Source organism: Streptomyces sp. NPDC047014 (assembly GCF_040644195.1).
Taxonomy (GTDB): Bacteria; Actinomycetota; Actinomycetes; order Streptomycetales; family Streptomycetaceae; genus Streptomyces.
In genome coordinates this window covers 1-14,677 of record NZ_JBEYVX010000061.1, presented here as the reverse complement: position 1 = coordinate 14,677, position 14,677 = coordinate 1, and the positions used below count along the sequence as shown (strand labels likewise).

Below are 14,677 nucleotides of genomic sequence, written 5' to 3'. Positions count from 1 at the left end.
TCCGGCCACCGCCGAGGGGCCCGAAGCGGTCGCGCAGCCCGCGCCGCTGGCGCCCGGGGCGCGGTTCTTCCCCTCGCTCGCGGCCGTCTACCGGGCGCAGTTGTCCCGCGCGCGGGTGGCCCGTATCCCCCTGCTGTTCGTCGCCACCTTCCAGTCCGTCGGCATCATGATCCTGATGCGGGGGGTGGTGGACGGGGGCTCCGAGGCGCGGGCCGTCGTCGCCGGCTCCTCGGTCCTCGTCGTCGCCTTCGTCGCACTGAACCTGCTCGCGCAGTACTTCGGCCAGCTGCGGGCCGGCGGCGGGCTCGACCACTACGCCACCCTGCCGGTCCCGCCCGCCTCGGTGGTGCTGGGCGCGGCCGGCGCCTACGCCTCCTTCACCCTGCCGGGCACCCTCGTCACCGCCGTCTTCGGCTGCCTGCTCTTCGGGCTGCCGATGGGCGGGCTGTGGATCCTGGCCGCCGTGGTCCCGCTGGCCGGGGCCGCGCTCGCCGGGCTCGGCGCGGCGCTGGGGCTGCTCGCCCCGCGGCAGGAGCTGGCCACCCTCGCCGGGCAGCTCGGCATGTCGGCGGCGCTGCTGCTGGGGGTGCTGCCGCCCGAGCGGATGCCCGAGGTGATCGTCTGGGCCCGGGACCTGCTGCCCTCCACCTACGGCGTGGAGGCGTTCGCCCGGACCTTCGAGACGCGGCCCGACTGGGGCGCCGTCCTGGTCGACCTCGGGGTGTGCGGGGCCGTAGGGGTGGCCTCACTGGCCCTCGCCACCTGGGCGTACCGCCGCGCAGCGGTCCGCTGACGCCGCGCACAGGTATACCTGGCACGATGTGGGAGTGACCGAAGCCGTGACCCCGCCGTCCCCGTTCGACCCGCCGTCGCCGCCGCCCGAGAAGCCGGGCGCCGCCGCAGGGGCCATCACCGCCGCGGACATCCGCGACGGGGCCGTCGTCGCCCTCGTGGTCGGGGTGGCCGGGCTGCTCCTCGGCCTGCTGTGGGCGTGGCTGGCGCCGCGCGCGCAGTACTTCTCCAACGGCGAGGCCGTCTTCCTGCGCGACACCGAGAGCGAGGCGCGGATCGCCGCCGACGGGACCTTCTTCCTGCTGGCGGTGGGCCTGGGCCTGCTCAGCGCGGTCGGCGTGTTCCTGTGGCGGCGCACCGGCGGGGTGCCGCTGGTGATCGGGCTCGCCGTCGGCTCCTGCTTCGCCGCGCTGGCCGGCTGGCGCTTCGGGCTGTGGCTCGGCTCCTCCCCGACCGATCTCGCGGCCGCCGCGGCCCGGGCGGGCAAGGGGGTGCCCTTCGACGCACCGCTGCAACTGCTCGCGCACGGCGCGCTGCTGGCCTGGCCGATGGCCGCCGTCCTGCTGCACCTGGGGCTGACCGCGCTGTGGGGGCCGCGGGACCCCGATCCGGAGCCCGTCTTCGGCTGGAGCGGCTACTACCAGGCGCCGCCCCCGGCCGCCCCGGCCACCCCCGCGGAGGCCGGGCCGCCGCCGGCCGCGCCGGAGACCCCGCGCCCCTGATCCCGGCCGTACGGCACGTTTCGCTGCCGGGGTGGGCGGCGTGCGGGCGACTACGCTCGGGCCGTGGGACAGCCCGAGCAGCGCGCCGACGGCGCAGGACCGTTCACCACCCGGCGCACCTGGTACCGCCCCGAGGGCGGCACGGTGGTGTGGGAGTCCCGGCCCGCCCGCCGCCGCGGGGTGCTGTCGGTCAGCCGGCCGGACGGGGGCGCGGTACGGACCGCGACCGCCGAGCCGGGGATCCTCGCCCGGCTGCGCCGGCTCAACGCGGTGGCCTCGGCGGCGTTCGTCGTCGGCGGGGCGCTCTTCGCCCTCGGTGCGGCCGTCTCCCAGTTCGGCTCCGGGAACGCCATGGAGAGCGCGGCGATCTACTTCGCGGGCGGCCTGTTCTTCAACACCGGCGGCTATGTCTCGCTGCTCCAGGTGCTGAACGCGCCCCGGCACACCGAGGACGGCGGCCGGCTGGTCACCGCCCGCTGGCGCTGGTGGGGCTACGAGCCGATGCGGCTGGACTGGCTGAGCACCTTCGTGCTGTTCGTCGGCACCCTGGTCTTCGGGGTCAACCTGCTGGACTCCTTCCTCCAGGGGCTCAGCGTCCAGCAGGTCAACCGGCTGATCTGGACCCCGGACGTGATCGGGTGCGTGCTCTTCCTGATCTCCGGGCACCTGGCCTTCGCCGAGATCTGCCACCGGCCCTGGCCCTGTCTGCGCTCGCGCAGCCTCGGCTGGTGGATCGTCGCCGTGAACCAGCTCGGGTCCGCGCTGTTCATGGCCTCCGCCGTGGCCGCCTTCACCCGGCCCGGCACCGGGGACCTGGTCAGCCTGGACATCGCCAACTGGGGCACGCTCACCGGCGCGCTGTGCTTCTCCGCCGGCGGCGTGCTCCAGTCCTTCGAACGGCCGTAGGCGCGGCCGCGGATCTCCGGGCGCGGGTCCCTGGCCCCGGGCGCGGGCTTCCCGGCCCTGGGGACGGGCTTCCCGGTTCTACGCGCGGGCGATCGGGGCCAGGGTGGCCGAGGTGAGGGCCGCCAGGTCCGCCGCCGACAGCTCGACCTCCAGCCCGCGGCGGCCCGCCGAGCAGCAGATCGTCGGGTGCTCGGCGGCCGACTCGTCGATCACCGTGCGCAGCCGCTTGCGCTGCCCCAGCGGGGAGATCCCGCCCCGCACATAGCCCGTGGTGCGCTCCGCCAGCGCCGGATCGGCCATCGCCGCCCGCTTGCCGCCCACCGCCGTCGCCAGCGCCTTGAGGTCCAGCGAGCCCGAGACCGGGACCACCGCCACCGTCAGGACCCCGTCCACGTCCGCCACCAGCGTCTTGAACACCTGCGTGGGGGAGACCCCCATGGCCTCGGCCGCCTCCTCGCCGTACGAGGACACCGCCGGGTCGTGCTCGTACGCGTGCGTGGTGAAGGCGACCCCGGCCGCCGTCAGGGCCACGATCGCCGGAGTACCGGCCGCCGCCTGCTTCGTCTTCTTCGCCATCGGTCCCCCGTCAGTTGGGGCTCGTCGGAGCCCGGGTCAGTTCCACCGCCGGCAGCGACGGCAGGTGCCGGATCACCGCCGTCTCGGCGCGCAGCATTTTCAGCTCCTCCGCCAGCCGGGTCGCCGTGTCCGGGGCCTGGAGCAGCCGCTGCTTCGCCGGGATGTCCAGGACCGCCGCCGCGGCCACCAGGTACGAGACCACCGACGGCTCGTCGGGCAGCTCGGCGGCCGTCAGGGAGCGCTCGCGGGCCCCGGCCAGCCGCTTCTGGTAGCTGCGGAAGGCCCGCAGCACCCCCTCGGCCAGCACCCCCGCGCCGTCGCCCGCGTCCTCGGGCAGCTCCTCCAGCTCCGCCGTCAGGAAGGGGCCCGAGGCGTCGACCGAGACCAGGCGGGCCCGGGTCGTGCCGGTCGCCAGCACCTCGAAGCTGCCGTCCTCCCGCTCGCGGATCGTCGCCGCCTCCGCCACGCAGCCCACCCGGTGGAACGCCTGGATCGGGTCCGCGCCGAAGCCCGCGGCCGGGCCCCGCTCGGGCACGGCGGTCGGGTCCGGCAGCCCGGGGGCGGTCGGGGCGACCTCCCGGCCGTCGCGGATCGCGACGACCGCGAAGCGGCGCGGCTCGTCCTCGCCCGCCTTCAGCAGCTCGCGCATCATGGCGCGATAGCGCTCCTCGAAGATGTTCAGCGGGAGGACGAGTCCCGGGAACAGCACCGAGTTCAGCGGGAAGAGGGGCAGGCGAACGGTGGTCACGACGCACAGCGTAATCGTCCGGGGACCGCGCCCGTCACCCCCGCCGCAGCAGCCGGGAGGCCCCCGCCGCCACCGTCGTGGCCAGGATCCAGCCCATGATGACGAGGGCCGCGGCCCCCCACTGCCAGCCGCCCGCCAGTTTCCACTGCCCCTGCTGGCCGAGGTCGATCACCGGCAGCAGCAGGTCCAGCGCGTACAGCGGGGCGCTCCACTGCGGATGCTCGTCCTCCTTGATCGCGGGCGGGTCCAGCTGCGAGAAGAACAGCGTCCCCGCCGCCCACAGCACCGCCATCCACAGCGCGGCCCGGCCGGGCCGGTAGCCGTAGACCACCGTCCAGTCCTGGAGGTACCCCCACACCTTCGGGCCCGTCGGCAGCGTGGCCCGGCGCCGCCGCTGCTTGGCCAGCAGCACCTCGCGGGCCTCCGCGTCCTCGCCGCTGGCCCGCAGGACGGCGGCCAGCCGCTCGTACGGCTCCGGCGAGTACTCGGGCGTCGCCGCCTCCAGCCAGGCCATCCGGCGGGCCAGCGGGAAATGGCCCCGGGGCGCGAGGATCTCGTACTGGAACCCCTCGATGGACACCCGGCCCGGCCCCGGCCAGCTGGTGGAGGTGTCCACCAGCTTGACCACCTTGGCCCCCGACACCACCACCCGGCCGCGCTCCGGCCCCTCCCCGACGAAGCGGAACTCGGGGGTCTGGATCCGCCGCAGGGAGAGCTCCTGCTCGTCGGCCAGCAGGAACCGCGCCCCGAAGAAGTCCACGGCGTCCCCGAAGCGGCCGTCGTCCAGCCGCAGCCCGCCCCGGCACTCGAAGCTCTGCGCGCGCTGGCCGCGCGTCGGGGTGCGGCCCAGCCCGTACGGGGGAGTGGAGTAGGCCGTACCGCCCGGGCCCTGGTCCATGGCCACGGAGGTCAGGTAGAGGGTGCGCTCGACCGTCAGCTGCGGGGCGTTGAGCGCGTGGCGCCCGTACGGGTTGCTCAGGCGGGCCCCGCGCAGGCTCATCGACACCCCGACCTTGGCCCCGCGCAGGCTCACCTCCCCGTGCGTCTCCAGCAGCTCGCCCTGGAAGTCCTGCGCCACCGACAGCCCGTCCGCGGTGATCGCCCGGCCCTTGGAGTCCCGCTGCACCACCGCCTGGCTGACCAGCAGGTCCGTGCCGATCTGCGCGTCCGTGAGCCGGATCCCGCGCGCCACCCGGCAGCGCGGCAGGTGCAGATCGCCCTCGGTGTGCAGCCGGGAGGCGTCCAGCCGGGGGACGGCGCAGTCGACCAGGCGCAGCGTGCCGAAACGGGACTCGGACAGCTGGACCTCGCTGTCGAAGCGGCAGGAGCGCAGCTCCACGTACGGGTCCACCGTCCCGCCCGACAGGTCCAGGCGGCCGGTGACCCGTACGCCGCGCAGCTTGAGGGAGGCCACCCGGCCCGGCACCGGCGGCGGGCCGTGCAGCAGGAGCAGGGCCACCACCTCGGCGCGGACACTGCGCTCGGGCCCCCACACGCGGTCGGAATGCGGATCGTCGTGGTCCGCGGCGCGGGCGCTGAGGTCGCACACGCTGCCCGTCCGGAACGCCTCCCACATCAGCCGCTCGGCGGTGCTGAGATCCCCCGGTTCCTCGCCCGCACGCGCCTCGGCCACGGCGGCCCCCCTCCGCTGTCATGTACGTGTAGAGGCACGCTAACGGGCCCCTGTGACGTCCGGGGCGTGTATCAGCCAGTGATACGGGCGGACCGCGGTGCGAAGCGGTCTGAGAGAATTGGCGGGTGATCTCTCGTATCGACCTGCGCGGTGACACCCTCCCCGAGGGTGGCGCCCTGCGCGATCTGCTGCCCCGTGCCGAGTTCGACGTGGAAGCCGCCCTGGAGAAGGTGCGGCCCATCTGCGAGGACGTCCATCATCGCGGCACGGCGGCGCTGATCGAGTACGCGCAGAAGTTCGACGGGGTCGAGCTCACGCGGGTTCGCGTCCCCGCGGAGGCCCTGCGGGCCGCCCTGGAACAGCTGGATCCGGCCGTCCGCGCCGCCCTGGAGGAGTCCATCCGGCGCGCCCGGATCGTGCACCGCGCGCAGCGCCGTACCGAGCACACCACCCAGGTGGTGCCCGGCGGCACCGTGACCGAGAAGTGGGTCCCGGTCGGGCGCGTGGGGCTGTACGCCCCGGGCGGCCGCTCGGTGTACCCGTCCTCCGTCGTGATGAACGTCGTCCCGGCCCAGGAGGCGGGCGTCGAGTCCATCGCGCTCGCCTCGCCGCCGCAGCGCGAGTTCGGCGGCCTGCCGCACCCCACCATCCTCGCCGCCTGCGCGCTGCTCGGTGTGGACGAGGTGTACGCGGCGGGCGGGGCCGTGGCCGTCGCCATGTTCGCGTACGGCACCTCCGGGCCCGACGGCTGCCCGCCGGTGGACATGGTGACGGGCCCCGGCAACATCTGGGTGGCCGCCGCCAAGCGCTACTTCACCGGCAGGATCGGCATCGACACCGAGGCCGGCCCCACCGAGATCGCCGTCCTCGCGGACTCCACCGCCGACCCGGTGCACGTCGCCGCCGACCTGATCAGCCAGGCCGAGCACGACCCGCTGGCCGCCGCCGTGCTCGTCACGGACTCCGAGGAGCTGGCCGCGGCCGTGGAGAAGGAGCTGGAGCCGCAGGTCGCCGCCACCAAGCACATCGAGGACCGGATCAAGCCCGCGCTGGCCGGCAAGCAGTCCGCGATCGTGCTGGTCGACAGCCTGGAGGACGGCCTCAGGATCGTCGACGCGTACGGCGCCGAGCACCTGGAGATCCAGACCGCCGACGCCGCCGCATGGGCCGCCCGCGTCCGCAACGCCGGCGCGATCTTCGTCGGCCCCTGGGCGCCGGTCTCCCTCGGCGACTACTGCGCCGGCTCCAACCACGTGCTGCCCACCGGCGGCTGCGCCTGCCACTCCTCGGGCCTGTCCGTACAGTCCTTCCTGCGCGGCATCCACATCGTCGACTACACCCGCGACGCCCTCGCGGAGGTCACCCACCACGTGGTGACCCTGGCCGAGGCCGAGGACCTGCCCGCGCACGGCGCCGCCCTCAAGGCCCGGTTCGGATGGAAGGTGCCGACCCCGTGACCCTCGGCATCGACGACCTCCCCATCCGCGACGAGCTCCGCGGCAAGTCCCCGTACGGCGCCCCGCAGCTCGACGTGCCCGTGCAGCTCAACACCAACGAGAACCCGTACGAGCTGCCCGAAGCCCTCGTCCGGCGCATCGCCGAGCGCGTCACCGAGGCCGCCCGCACCCTCAACCGCTACCCCGACCGGGACGCGGTCGAGCTGCGCACCGCGCTCGCCGCCTACCTCACCCGTACCGGCAAGCACCCGGTGGCGCTGGAGAACGTATGGGCCGCCAACGGCTCCAACGAGGTCCTCCAGCAGCTGCTGCAGACCTTCGGCGGGCCCGGCCGCACCGCGATCGGCTTCGAGCCCTCCTACTCCATGCACGCGCTCATCGCCCGCGGCACCGGCACCGGCTGGATCTCCGGCCCGCGCCGCGAGGACTTCACCATCGACGTGGCGGCGGCCGAACGGGCCATCGCGGAGCAGGCCCCCGACGTCGTCTTCATCACCTCGCCCAACAACCCCACGGGCACCGCCGTCGAGGCGGAGACCGTCCTCGCCCTCTACGAGGCCGCGCAGGCCGCCAAGCCCTCGCTGGTCGTCGTCGACGAGGCGTACGTGGAGTTCAGCCACCGGGACTCGCTGCTGCCCCTCATCGAGGGCCGGCCCCACCTGGTGATCTCCCGGACCATGTCCAAGGCGTTCGGCGCCGCCGGACTGCGCCTCGGCTACCTGGCCGCGCACCCCGCCGTGGTCGACGCCGTCCAGCTGGTGCGCCTGCCGTACCACCTGTCGGCCGTCACCCAGGCGACCGCGCTGGCCGCCCTGGAGCACACCGACACCCTGCTCGGCTACGTCGAGCAGCTCAAGGCCGAACGGGACCGCCTGGTCACCGAACTGCGGGCCATCGGCTACGAGGTCACCGAGTCCGACGCGAACTTCATCCAGTTCGGGAAGTTCGCGGACTCGCACACCGCCTGGCAGAAGATCCTCGACCGGGGCGTCCTGGTCCGGGACAACGGCGTACCGGGATGGCTGCGGGTCACCGCGGGCACCCCGGCGGAGAACGACGCGTTCCTGGAAGCGGTTCGCGCACTGAAGAAGGAGCAGCACGCATGAGCCGCATCGGACGGGTCGAACGGACCACCAAGGAGACCTCCGTCGTCGTCGAGATAAACCTCGACGGCAGCGGCAAGGTCGACGTCTCGACGGGCGTGGGCTTCTACGACCACATGCTCGACCAGCTCGGCCGCCACGGCCTCTTCGACCTCACCGTCAAGACCGACGGCGACCTGCACATCGACTCCCACCACACCATCGAGGACACCGCCCTCGCGCTCGGCGCCGCCTTCAAGCAGGCCCTCGGCGACAAGGTGGGCATCTACCGCTTCGGCAACTGCACCGTGCCGCTCGACGAATCCCTCGCCCAGGTCACCGTCGACCTCTCCGGCCGCCCCTACCTCGTGCACACCGAGCCCGAGAACATGGCGCCGATGATCGGCTCGTACGACACCACGATGACCCGGCACATCCTGGAGTCCTTCGTCGCCCAGGCCCAGATCGCCCTGCACGTCCACGTGCCCTACGGCCGCAACGCCCACCACATCGTGGAGTGCCAGTTCAAAGCCCTGGCCCGCGCCCTGCGCTACGCCGCCGAGTTCGACCCGCGCGCGGCCGGCATCCTGCCCTCCACGAAGGGCGCCCTCTAGTCGTGAACGGCCTCAACACCATCCTCATCGTCGTCGGCCTCTTCCTGGCCGGCGGCGTCTACTCCTTCCACAAGCAGCAGATGCCCACCTCGGTCGTCGTCCTGCTCGCCATCGGCTCCGCGATGTGCCTCGCCGCCGGAGTCCTGCGGATCGAAGGTATCTGGGCATGAGCGCAGCCACCCCCACCAAGACCGTCGTCGTCTTCGACTACGGCTTCGGCAACGTCCGCTCCGCCGAGCGGGCCCTCGCCCGGGTCGGCGCCGACGTGGAGATCACCCGCGACTACGACAAGGCCATGGACGCCGACGGACTCCTCGTCCCCGGCGTCGGCGCCTTCTCCGCGTGTATGAAGGGCCTCAAGGAGGCCCGCGGCGACTGGATCATCGGCCGCCGGCTCTCCGGCGGCCGCCCCGTCATGGGCATCTGCGTCGGCATGCAGATCCTCTTCGAGCGCGGCATCGAGCACGGCGTGGAGACCGAGGGCCTGGACGAATGGCCCGGCACCGTCGGCCCGCTCAAGGCCCCCGTCGTCCCGCACATGGGCTGGAACACCGTCGAGGCGCCCGCCGGCAGCCAGGCGTTCGCCGGGCTCGACGCCGACGCCCGCTTCTACTTCGTGCACTCCTACGCGGCCCACGACTGGACCCTGGAAGTCACCAACCCCCGGATCAGGGGCCCCAAGGTCACCTGGGCCACCCACGGCGAACGCTTCGTGGCGGCGGTCGAGAACGGGGCCCTGTGGGCCACCCAGTTCCACCCCGAGAAGTCCGGCGACGCCGGCGCCCAGCTCCTCACCAACTGGATCGAGACCCTCTGATGCCGAACACGCTCGAACTGCTCCCCGCGGTCGACGTCCGCGACGGCCAGGCCGTCCGCCTCGTGCACGGCGTGTCCGGCAGCGAGACCTCCTACGGCTCCCCGCTGCAGGCCGCCCTCTCCTGGCAGGCGTCCGGCGCCGAATGGCTCCACCTCGTCGACCTCGACGCCGCCTTCGGCACCGGCGACAACCGCGACCTCGTCGCGGACATCACCCGCGCCATGGACATCAAGGTCGAACTGTCCGGCGGCATCCGCGACGACGCCTCGCTCGCCGCGGCCCTCGCCACCGGCTGCACCCGCGTCAACCTCGGCACCGCCGCCCTGGAGACCCCCGAATGGGCCGCCCGGGCCATCGCCGAGCACGGCGACCGGATCGCCATCGGCCTCGACGTCCGCGGCACCACCCTCAAGGGCCGCGGCTGGACCAGCGAGGGCGGCGACCTCTACGAGACCCTGGCCCGCCTGGACTCCGAGGGCTGCGCCCGCTACGTCGTCACCGACATCGGCAAGGACGGCACCCTCTCCGGCCCCAACCTGGAGCTGCTGCGCAACGTCTGCGCCGCCACCGACCGGCCCGTCGTCGCCTCCGGCGGCGTCTCCTCCCTGGACGACCTGCGGGCCCTGGCCGGGCTGGTGCCGCTGGGCGTCGAGGGCGCGATCGTCGGCAAGGCCCTGTACGCCGAGGCATTCACGCTGGAAGAAGCACTGAAGGTGGTCTCCGCATGAGCAGTTCCTCCGACGTCCGCCGCATCTCCTCCGGCGGCCCCTACGAGGACGTCATCGGCTACTCGCGCGCCGTGCGGCTGCCCAACGGGCTCGTCCTCGTCTCCGGCTGCACCGCCGCCGACGCGGGCGGCCCGTACGACCAGACCGTCAAGGCGTTCGAGGCCGCCTTCAAGGCGCTCGCCGAGGCGGGGCTGGGGCCCGAGCACGTGGTCCGCACGCGGATGTACCTGACGCACGCCCGGGACGTGGAGGAGGTGGGCCGCGCCCACAAGACCCTCTTCGACGCGGTCCGGCCGGCCTCCACCATGCTGATCGTCTCCGGTTTCGTCGACCCGGGCATGGTCGTCGAGGTCGAGGTCGAGGCGTACGGGGAGGTGGCGCCGTGACCCTCGCCGTACGGGTGATCCCCTGCCTGGACGTGGACAACGGCCGCGTCGTCAAGGGCGTCAACTTCCAGAACCTGCGGGACGCGGGCGACCCGGTGGAGATGGCCAAGCTGTACGACGCCGAGGGCGCGGACGAGCTGACCTTCCTGGACATCACCGCCTCCTCCGGCAACCGCGAGACCACGTACGACGTGGTGCGCAGGACCGCCGAGCAGGTGTTCATCCCGCTCACGGTGGGCGGCGGTGTCCGCACCGCCGAGGACGTGGACAGGCTGCTGCGCGCCGGGGCGGACAAGGTGGGCGTGAACACCGCCGCCATCGCCCGCCCCGAGCTGATCCGGGAGATCGCGGAGCGCTTCGGCCGGCAGGTGCTGGTGCTGTCGGTGGATGCCCGCCGCACGGCCTCCGGCTCCTTCGAGGTCACCACGCACGGCGGCCGGCGCGGGACCGGGCTCGACGCGGTCGAGTGGGCGCACCGGGCGGCGGAGCTGGGCGCGGGCGAGATCCTGCTCAACTCCATGGACGCGGACGGCACGAAGGACGGCTACGACACGGAGATGATCGCGGCGGTGCGCGGCCATGTCACCGTGCCGGTGATCGCCTCCGGCGGCGCGGGCCGCCTGGCGGACTTCGCCCCGGCGGTCGACGCGGGGGCGGACGCGGTCCTGGCCGCCTCGGTCTTCCACTTCGGCGACCTGCGCATCGGCCAGGTCAAGGACGCGCTGCGCGGGGCCGGCCACCCGGTGCGCTGACGCACGTCGAGGCACCCCGGGCACCCGGAGGCCGGGCAGGCCGGATCGCGGCGCATGGTAACCGGATCCGGCGCCCGGTCCGGCCGTGTGGGCCTGACCACACTCTGCTTACATCTCCCCTACAGACAGGTGTCCGTCGCGGCCGGGGCGGGCGGAGCGCCGGGCCGGGGCGTCCTTGATCCCTTGTGCCGCACGGGGGACAGGGGTCTGAGGGGGCGCCGCGCGCCGTCCCGGCCCGCTGCGCCATGCGCCTGGAATAGTTGCTTCCGTTAACGCGCCGAGGACCCTTCTGGTCCTGGCCAGTCGACTTTCGGCCAAAGATTGACGAGAAATAAGCGCTTGGCCGGTATGTGAGGTCGATATCCGGTCAGGAATCGCAAAATCCGTTTTGACGCTCTCTTTGCAATCTTCAAGACTGCCCCTCCGACCACCCCCGCACCGATGGGAACCGCGTGCGGGGATCTCACAGGGGGATCCGAAAGCAGAATGAAGAAGAGCCACTCGAACTCCGCCCGCATGCGCAGGGGCGTCACGCGCGGGCTGGTGACCGCCACCGCCCTGGCCTCCGTCACCGCCGTGGCCGTGCCGCTGATCGCCGTCGCCGCCCCGTCGGGCACCGCGGCCGCCGCCGGGATCGGAACCAGCGAGAAGCAGCGCGTGGACGCCGCCTCCGTGGTACGCCTCGACCCCAGCCCGGACGTCCTGCTGCTCAGCGACCACGACTTCATCCACGCCCTCTGGCAGAAGGCCCGGGACGGCGGGGAGGAATTCGAGTCCGTACGGCTGGCCGCCGAGGCCGCCATGATGAGCGAAACGGCCGACGACCACGTCCAGTTCATCACCACCGGCATCCACGACGCGTACGCCGTCGACAAGCAGCGCGAGAAGGACAAGGCCGACGCCGCCCGCGCGGCCCGCCTCGCCAAGTCCCAGGCACTGATCGCGGTCGGCATCCCGAACAGCCCCGACCTGCTCGACCTGAGCGACGACAACTTCATCCGCGCCGTGATGCGGCACGCGGCCGCCGGGCCCGAGCTCCGCGCCGCCGCCGCGCAGGCCCTCGCCGGGGACGCCGCCGCCTGGCAGGCGTTCATCGTCAACGGGGCCCGCGAGGCCCACCGCCGCGACGTGGCCAACGAGCTCAAGGAACTGGAGGAGAAGAACCGCGCCGAGGCCGAGCGCCGCAAGGAGCTGGCCGCCCGCACCAGCGCCGCCGCGCTGTTCCGCATCACGCCGTCCGAGGCCGTACTGGCCCTCAGCGACGACAACTTCATCCGCGAACTGCTGCGCACGGCCCCGGCCGACGCCAAGGAGAGCGAGCTCTTCGCGGCCGGCCAGCGCGCGGTCCTCAGCCCGGACCCGGCCGTGTGGAAGCAGTTCATCCACACCGGCGCCGAAGAGGCGTACAAGAAGGACGACGAGAAGCGCCGCAAGGAGGTCGCCGCCGCCAACCGCCGGCTCGCCCTCCAGATCCAGGCGGCCGCCGAGAAGACCGGCGTGTACCCGAACCTGGTCGCGGCGGCGAAGAAGGCCCTGGCCGGCAGCGACGACGACGTCGCGCGGTTCCTGATGGACGGCCAGCACCGGGCCAAGCGGCAGTCGTTCCAGCAGGCGAACGGCCTGCCGGCCGGCTTCTTCCTGCGGCAGTCCGCCCCCGACGCCGGCGAGGCGTTCCTCGCCCCCCTGTCCGCGGGCTCCAAGCAGGCCGACCGCGAGGACGCCACCTGGGTGGTCGTCCCGGCGCTCGGCGGCCAGCCCGGCTGCTACTCCCTCGAATCGGTCCGCAAGCCCGGCTACTACCTGGTCCCGAAGGACCTCCGGGTCCGGATGCTCGCGAGCGACAACAGCGCGCAGTTCCGCAAGGACGCCACCTGGTGCGTCAAGAAGGTCTCGGGCGCCACCGGCATCTCCCTGGAGTCGGCGAGCCAGCCGGGCCGCTTCCTGCGGCAGTACCAGGGCGACCTGTACGCGGCCAACAAGGCGGGCGGCAAGAACCGCTTCGACGTGGAGAAGGACTTCGCCCAGGACATCTCCTGGAAGTTCGCCGCCCCGCTCGCCCCCTGACGGCCCCGGCCGATTCCCTTCACCCCAGACCTGAGAGAACGGAAACACCCATGTCTCGGATCGTCCGATCCGTCCTGGCCGTCGGGGCCAGTGTCGCCGCACTCGTCGGCGGCGTGAGCGCCGCCGTCGCCGAGGAGTCGCCCGCCGCGCCCGCCTCCGTCACCGCCCCCTCGGCGGCCGCCGCCGCCACGTCCGCGGCGGCCGGCCCCTCCACCGTGCAGCTCCGGGCCGAGCACAGCGGCCAGTGCCTCACGCTCCCCAAGGCCAGCCTGCGCAACGGCGTCAACGCCGTGCAGTCCGCGTGCGCCGACGGCGCCGAGAACCAGTGGTTCGACCTGGCGGCCACCGGCGCCGGCACCTTCGAGGTGCGCGCCGGGCACTCCGGCAAGTGCCTCGACGTCGAGGGCGCGGCCATCACCTCCGGCACGGCCGTCCAGCAGTGGTGGTGCGTCGGGGTGCCGCAGCAGCGCTGGCGCCTGGTCATGGTCGACATCGCCAAGGAGCTGTACGAGCTGCGGCCCACCCACACGGCGCCGACCACGGACCGCTGCCTGGGCATCGCCTCCGCGAGCAAGGACGACGGCGCGAGCGCCCAGCTGTGGATGTGCAACGGCACGACCGCCCAGAAGTGGCGTCTCCAGCCGGTCACGGCCGCCTGAGCATCCCGAACACGCGAGAGGAAACGGATCCCACCATGTCTCGGATCATCCGGGCCGCCCTGGCCCTGAGCACCGCCGCCGTCGTCCTGGCCGGCACCGCGACCGCCGTACAGGCCGACGGGAGCGACGACACGCGCAAGTCCGCCGAAGCGGCACAGGAGGCCGCCCGGGCCGTGGTCGCCGCGCGCCAGGAGATCATGTCCCGCTCCGCCATGCCGCAGACGGCCATCCAGCTCATCGCCTCCCACAGCGGCAAGTGCCTGGACGTCGAGGGCGGCAAGGCCACGGACGGCGTCCCCGTCCAGCAGTCCGCCTGCACCACCACCAACGCCCAGAAGTGGACCGCCGTCGCCACCGCGCGCGGCACCTTCGAACTGCGCTCCGCCGTCAGCGGCAAGTGCCTCGAAGTGGAGAACACCGGCACCAAGTCCGGTGCGGTCATCCAGCAGTGGGCGTGCGTCGGCAAGGAGCACCAGCGCTGGCAGCTGATGCTCGTCGACCCCGTCCGCAAGCTGTACGAACTCCAGCCCGCGCACGTCGACGGCATGTGCCTGGACGTCACCGGCGGCAAGAAGGACAACGGCGTCAACACGCAGCTGTTCACCTGCAACCGGACCGGCGCCCAGCTGTGGCAGGTCCAGCCGGCCAAGTGAGTCCGGCCGACGGGACCGGGCGCGGCGCGTGAGCCCGCCCGCCCGGCACCGCGCGGGGGCGGGTGCTGACCAAAGAGCTGCTGGGCAG

17 protein-coding genes are annotated in these 14,677 nt (G+C 73.3%); 14 read left to right on the top strand and 3 right to left on the bottom strand.

All coding sequences use genetic code 11. The annotated features are described in order from the left end of the window. Window positions 1-46 precede the first annotated feature (46 nt). From ABZ873_RS25430 to ABZ873_RS25420, 3 genes are all read left to right on the top strand, one after another. Complete coding sequence (locus ABZ873_RS25430) at window positions 47-793, top strand: ABC transporter permease (protein WP_360876118.1); 747 nt, start codon at window positions 47-49, stop codon at window positions 791-793. Window positions 794-827: 34 nt separating this feature from the next. Continuing rightward, window positions 828-1,514 carry a hypothetical protein gene (locus ABZ873_RS25425; RefSeq protein WP_360876086.1) on the top strand — a complete coding sequence of 229 codons (687 nt, stop codon included), beginning with the start codon at window positions 828-830 and terminating at the stop codon, window positions 1,512-1,514. Between the two features lie 63 nt (window positions 1,515-1,577). Further along, on the top strand, window positions 1,578-2,420 hold the full coding sequence (locus tag ABZ873_RS25420; RefSeq protein ID WP_360876084.1) for a hypothetical protein: 843 nt from the start codon (window positions 1,578-1,580) through the stop codon (window positions 2,418-2,420). A gap of 78 nt (window positions 2,421-2,498) precedes the next feature. Here the strand turns inward: ABZ873_RS25420 and ybaK are convergent, their stop codons facing one another. The 3 genes from ybaK to ABZ873_RS25405 are packed head-to-tail and all read right to left on the bottom strand — an operon-like array spanning window position 2,499 to window position 5,320. Next, window positions 2,499-2,996, bottom strand: coding sequence for a Cys-tRNA(Pro) deacylase (gene ybaK / locus ABZ873_RS25415; RefSeq protein ID WP_360876082.1), 498 nt, complete (start codon window positions 2,994-2,996; stop codon window positions 2,499-2,501). 10 nt (window positions 2,997-3,006) lie between these two features. Then, a complete protein-coding gene (locus ABZ873_RS25410; RefSeq protein ID WP_360876080.1) occupies window positions 3,007-3,744 on the bottom strand; it encodes an LON peptidase substrate-binding domain-containing protein in 738 nt (245 codons plus the stop codon). A gap of 34 nt (window positions 3,745-3,778) precedes the next feature. Continuing rightward, the gene (locus ABZ873_RS25405) at window positions 3,779-5,320 is read right to left on the bottom strand and encodes an oxidoreductase (RefSeq protein WP_360876116.1); all 1,542 of its coding nucleotides are present in this window, start codon (window positions 5,318-5,320) and stop codon (window positions 3,779-3,781) included. A gap of 182 nt (window positions 5,321-5,502) precedes the next feature. Between ABZ873_RS25405 and hisD the strand changes: the two genes are divergently transcribed. From hisD to ABZ873_RS25350, 11 genes are all read left to right on the top strand, one after another. Further along, the gene (gene hisD / locus ABZ873_RS25400; RefSeq protein WP_360876078.1) at window positions 5,503-6,834 is read left to right on the top strand and encodes a histidinol dehydrogenase; all 1,332 of its coding nucleotides are present in this window, start codon (window positions 5,503-5,505) and stop codon (window positions 6,832-6,834) included. Continuing rightward, complete coding sequence (locus tag ABZ873_RS25395; RefSeq protein ID WP_360876076.1) at window positions 6,831-7,940, top strand: histidinol-phosphate transaminase; 1,110 nt, start codon at window positions 6,831-6,833, stop codon at window positions 7,938-7,940. Before hisD ends, ABZ873_RS25395 begins: the two co-directional genes overlap by 4 nt. Next, window positions 7,937-8,530: an imidazoleglycerol-phosphate dehydratase HisB gene (gene hisB / locus ABZ873_RS25390; protein ID WP_360876074.1), complete on the top strand. Its 594-nt coding sequence runs from the start codon at window positions 7,937-7,939 to the stop codon at window positions 8,528-8,530. Before ABZ873_RS25395 ends, hisB begins: the two co-directional genes overlap by 4 nt. 2 nt (window positions 8,531-8,532) lie before the next feature. Continuing rightward, complete coding sequence (locus tag ABZ873_RS25385) at window positions 8,533-8,700, top strand: hypothetical protein (protein WP_360876072.1); 168 nt, start codon at window positions 8,533-8,535, stop codon at window positions 8,698-8,700. Continuing rightward, on the top strand, window positions 8,697-9,347 hold the full coding sequence (gene hisH, locus ABZ873_RS25380) for an imidazole glycerol phosphate synthase subunit HisH (RefSeq protein ID WP_360876070.1): 651 nt from the start codon (window positions 8,697-8,699) through the stop codon (window positions 9,345-9,347). The genes ABZ873_RS25385 and hisH overlap by 4 nt, the downstream gene beginning before the upstream one ends. Then, window positions 9,347-10,075 carry a bifunctional 1-(5-phosphoribosyl)-5-((5-phosphoribosylamino)methylideneamino)imidazole-4-carboxamide isomerase/phosphoribosylanthranilate isomerase PriA gene (gene priA / locus ABZ873_RS25375; RefSeq protein ID WP_360876068.1) on the top strand — a complete coding sequence of 243 codons (729 nt, stop codon included), beginning with the start codon at window positions 9,347-9,349 and terminating at the stop codon, window positions 10,073-10,075. Before hisH ends, priA begins: the two co-directional genes overlap by 1 nt. Further along, a complete protein-coding gene (locus ABZ873_RS25370; protein ID WP_360876066.1) occupies window positions 10,072-10,461 on the top strand; it encodes a RidA family protein in 390 nt (129 codons plus the stop codon). Before priA ends, ABZ873_RS25370 begins: the two co-directional genes overlap by 4 nt. Then, entirely contained in the window at window positions 10,458-11,213 is a 756-nt protein-coding gene (gene hisF, locus ABZ873_RS25365) for an imidazole glycerol phosphate synthase subunit HisF (RefSeq protein ID WP_360876064.1), read from the top strand. The genes ABZ873_RS25370 and hisF overlap by 4 nt, the downstream gene beginning before the upstream one ends. 486 nt (window positions 11,214-11,699) lie before the next feature. Then, window positions 11,700-13,277: an AbfB domain-containing protein gene (locus ABZ873_RS25360; RefSeq protein ID WP_360876062.1), complete on the top strand. Its 1,578-nt coding sequence runs from the start codon at window positions 11,700-11,702 to the stop codon at window positions 13,275-13,277. 50 nt (window positions 13,278-13,327) lie between these two features. Beyond that, window positions 13,328-13,936 (top strand): RICIN domain-containing protein, encoded by a 609-nt coding sequence (locus tag ABZ873_RS25355; RefSeq protein ID WP_360876060.1) that lies wholly within the window; start codon window positions 13,328-13,330, stop codon window positions 13,934-13,936. A gap of 35 nt (window positions 13,937-13,971) precedes the next feature. Beyond that, window positions 13,972-14,589 carry an RICIN domain-containing protein gene (locus tag ABZ873_RS25350; protein WP_360876058.1) on the top strand — a complete coding sequence of 206 codons (618 nt, stop codon included), beginning with the start codon at window positions 13,972-13,974 and terminating at the stop codon, window positions 14,587-14,589. The last annotated feature ends 88 nt before the right edge of the window (window positions 14,590-14,677 follow it).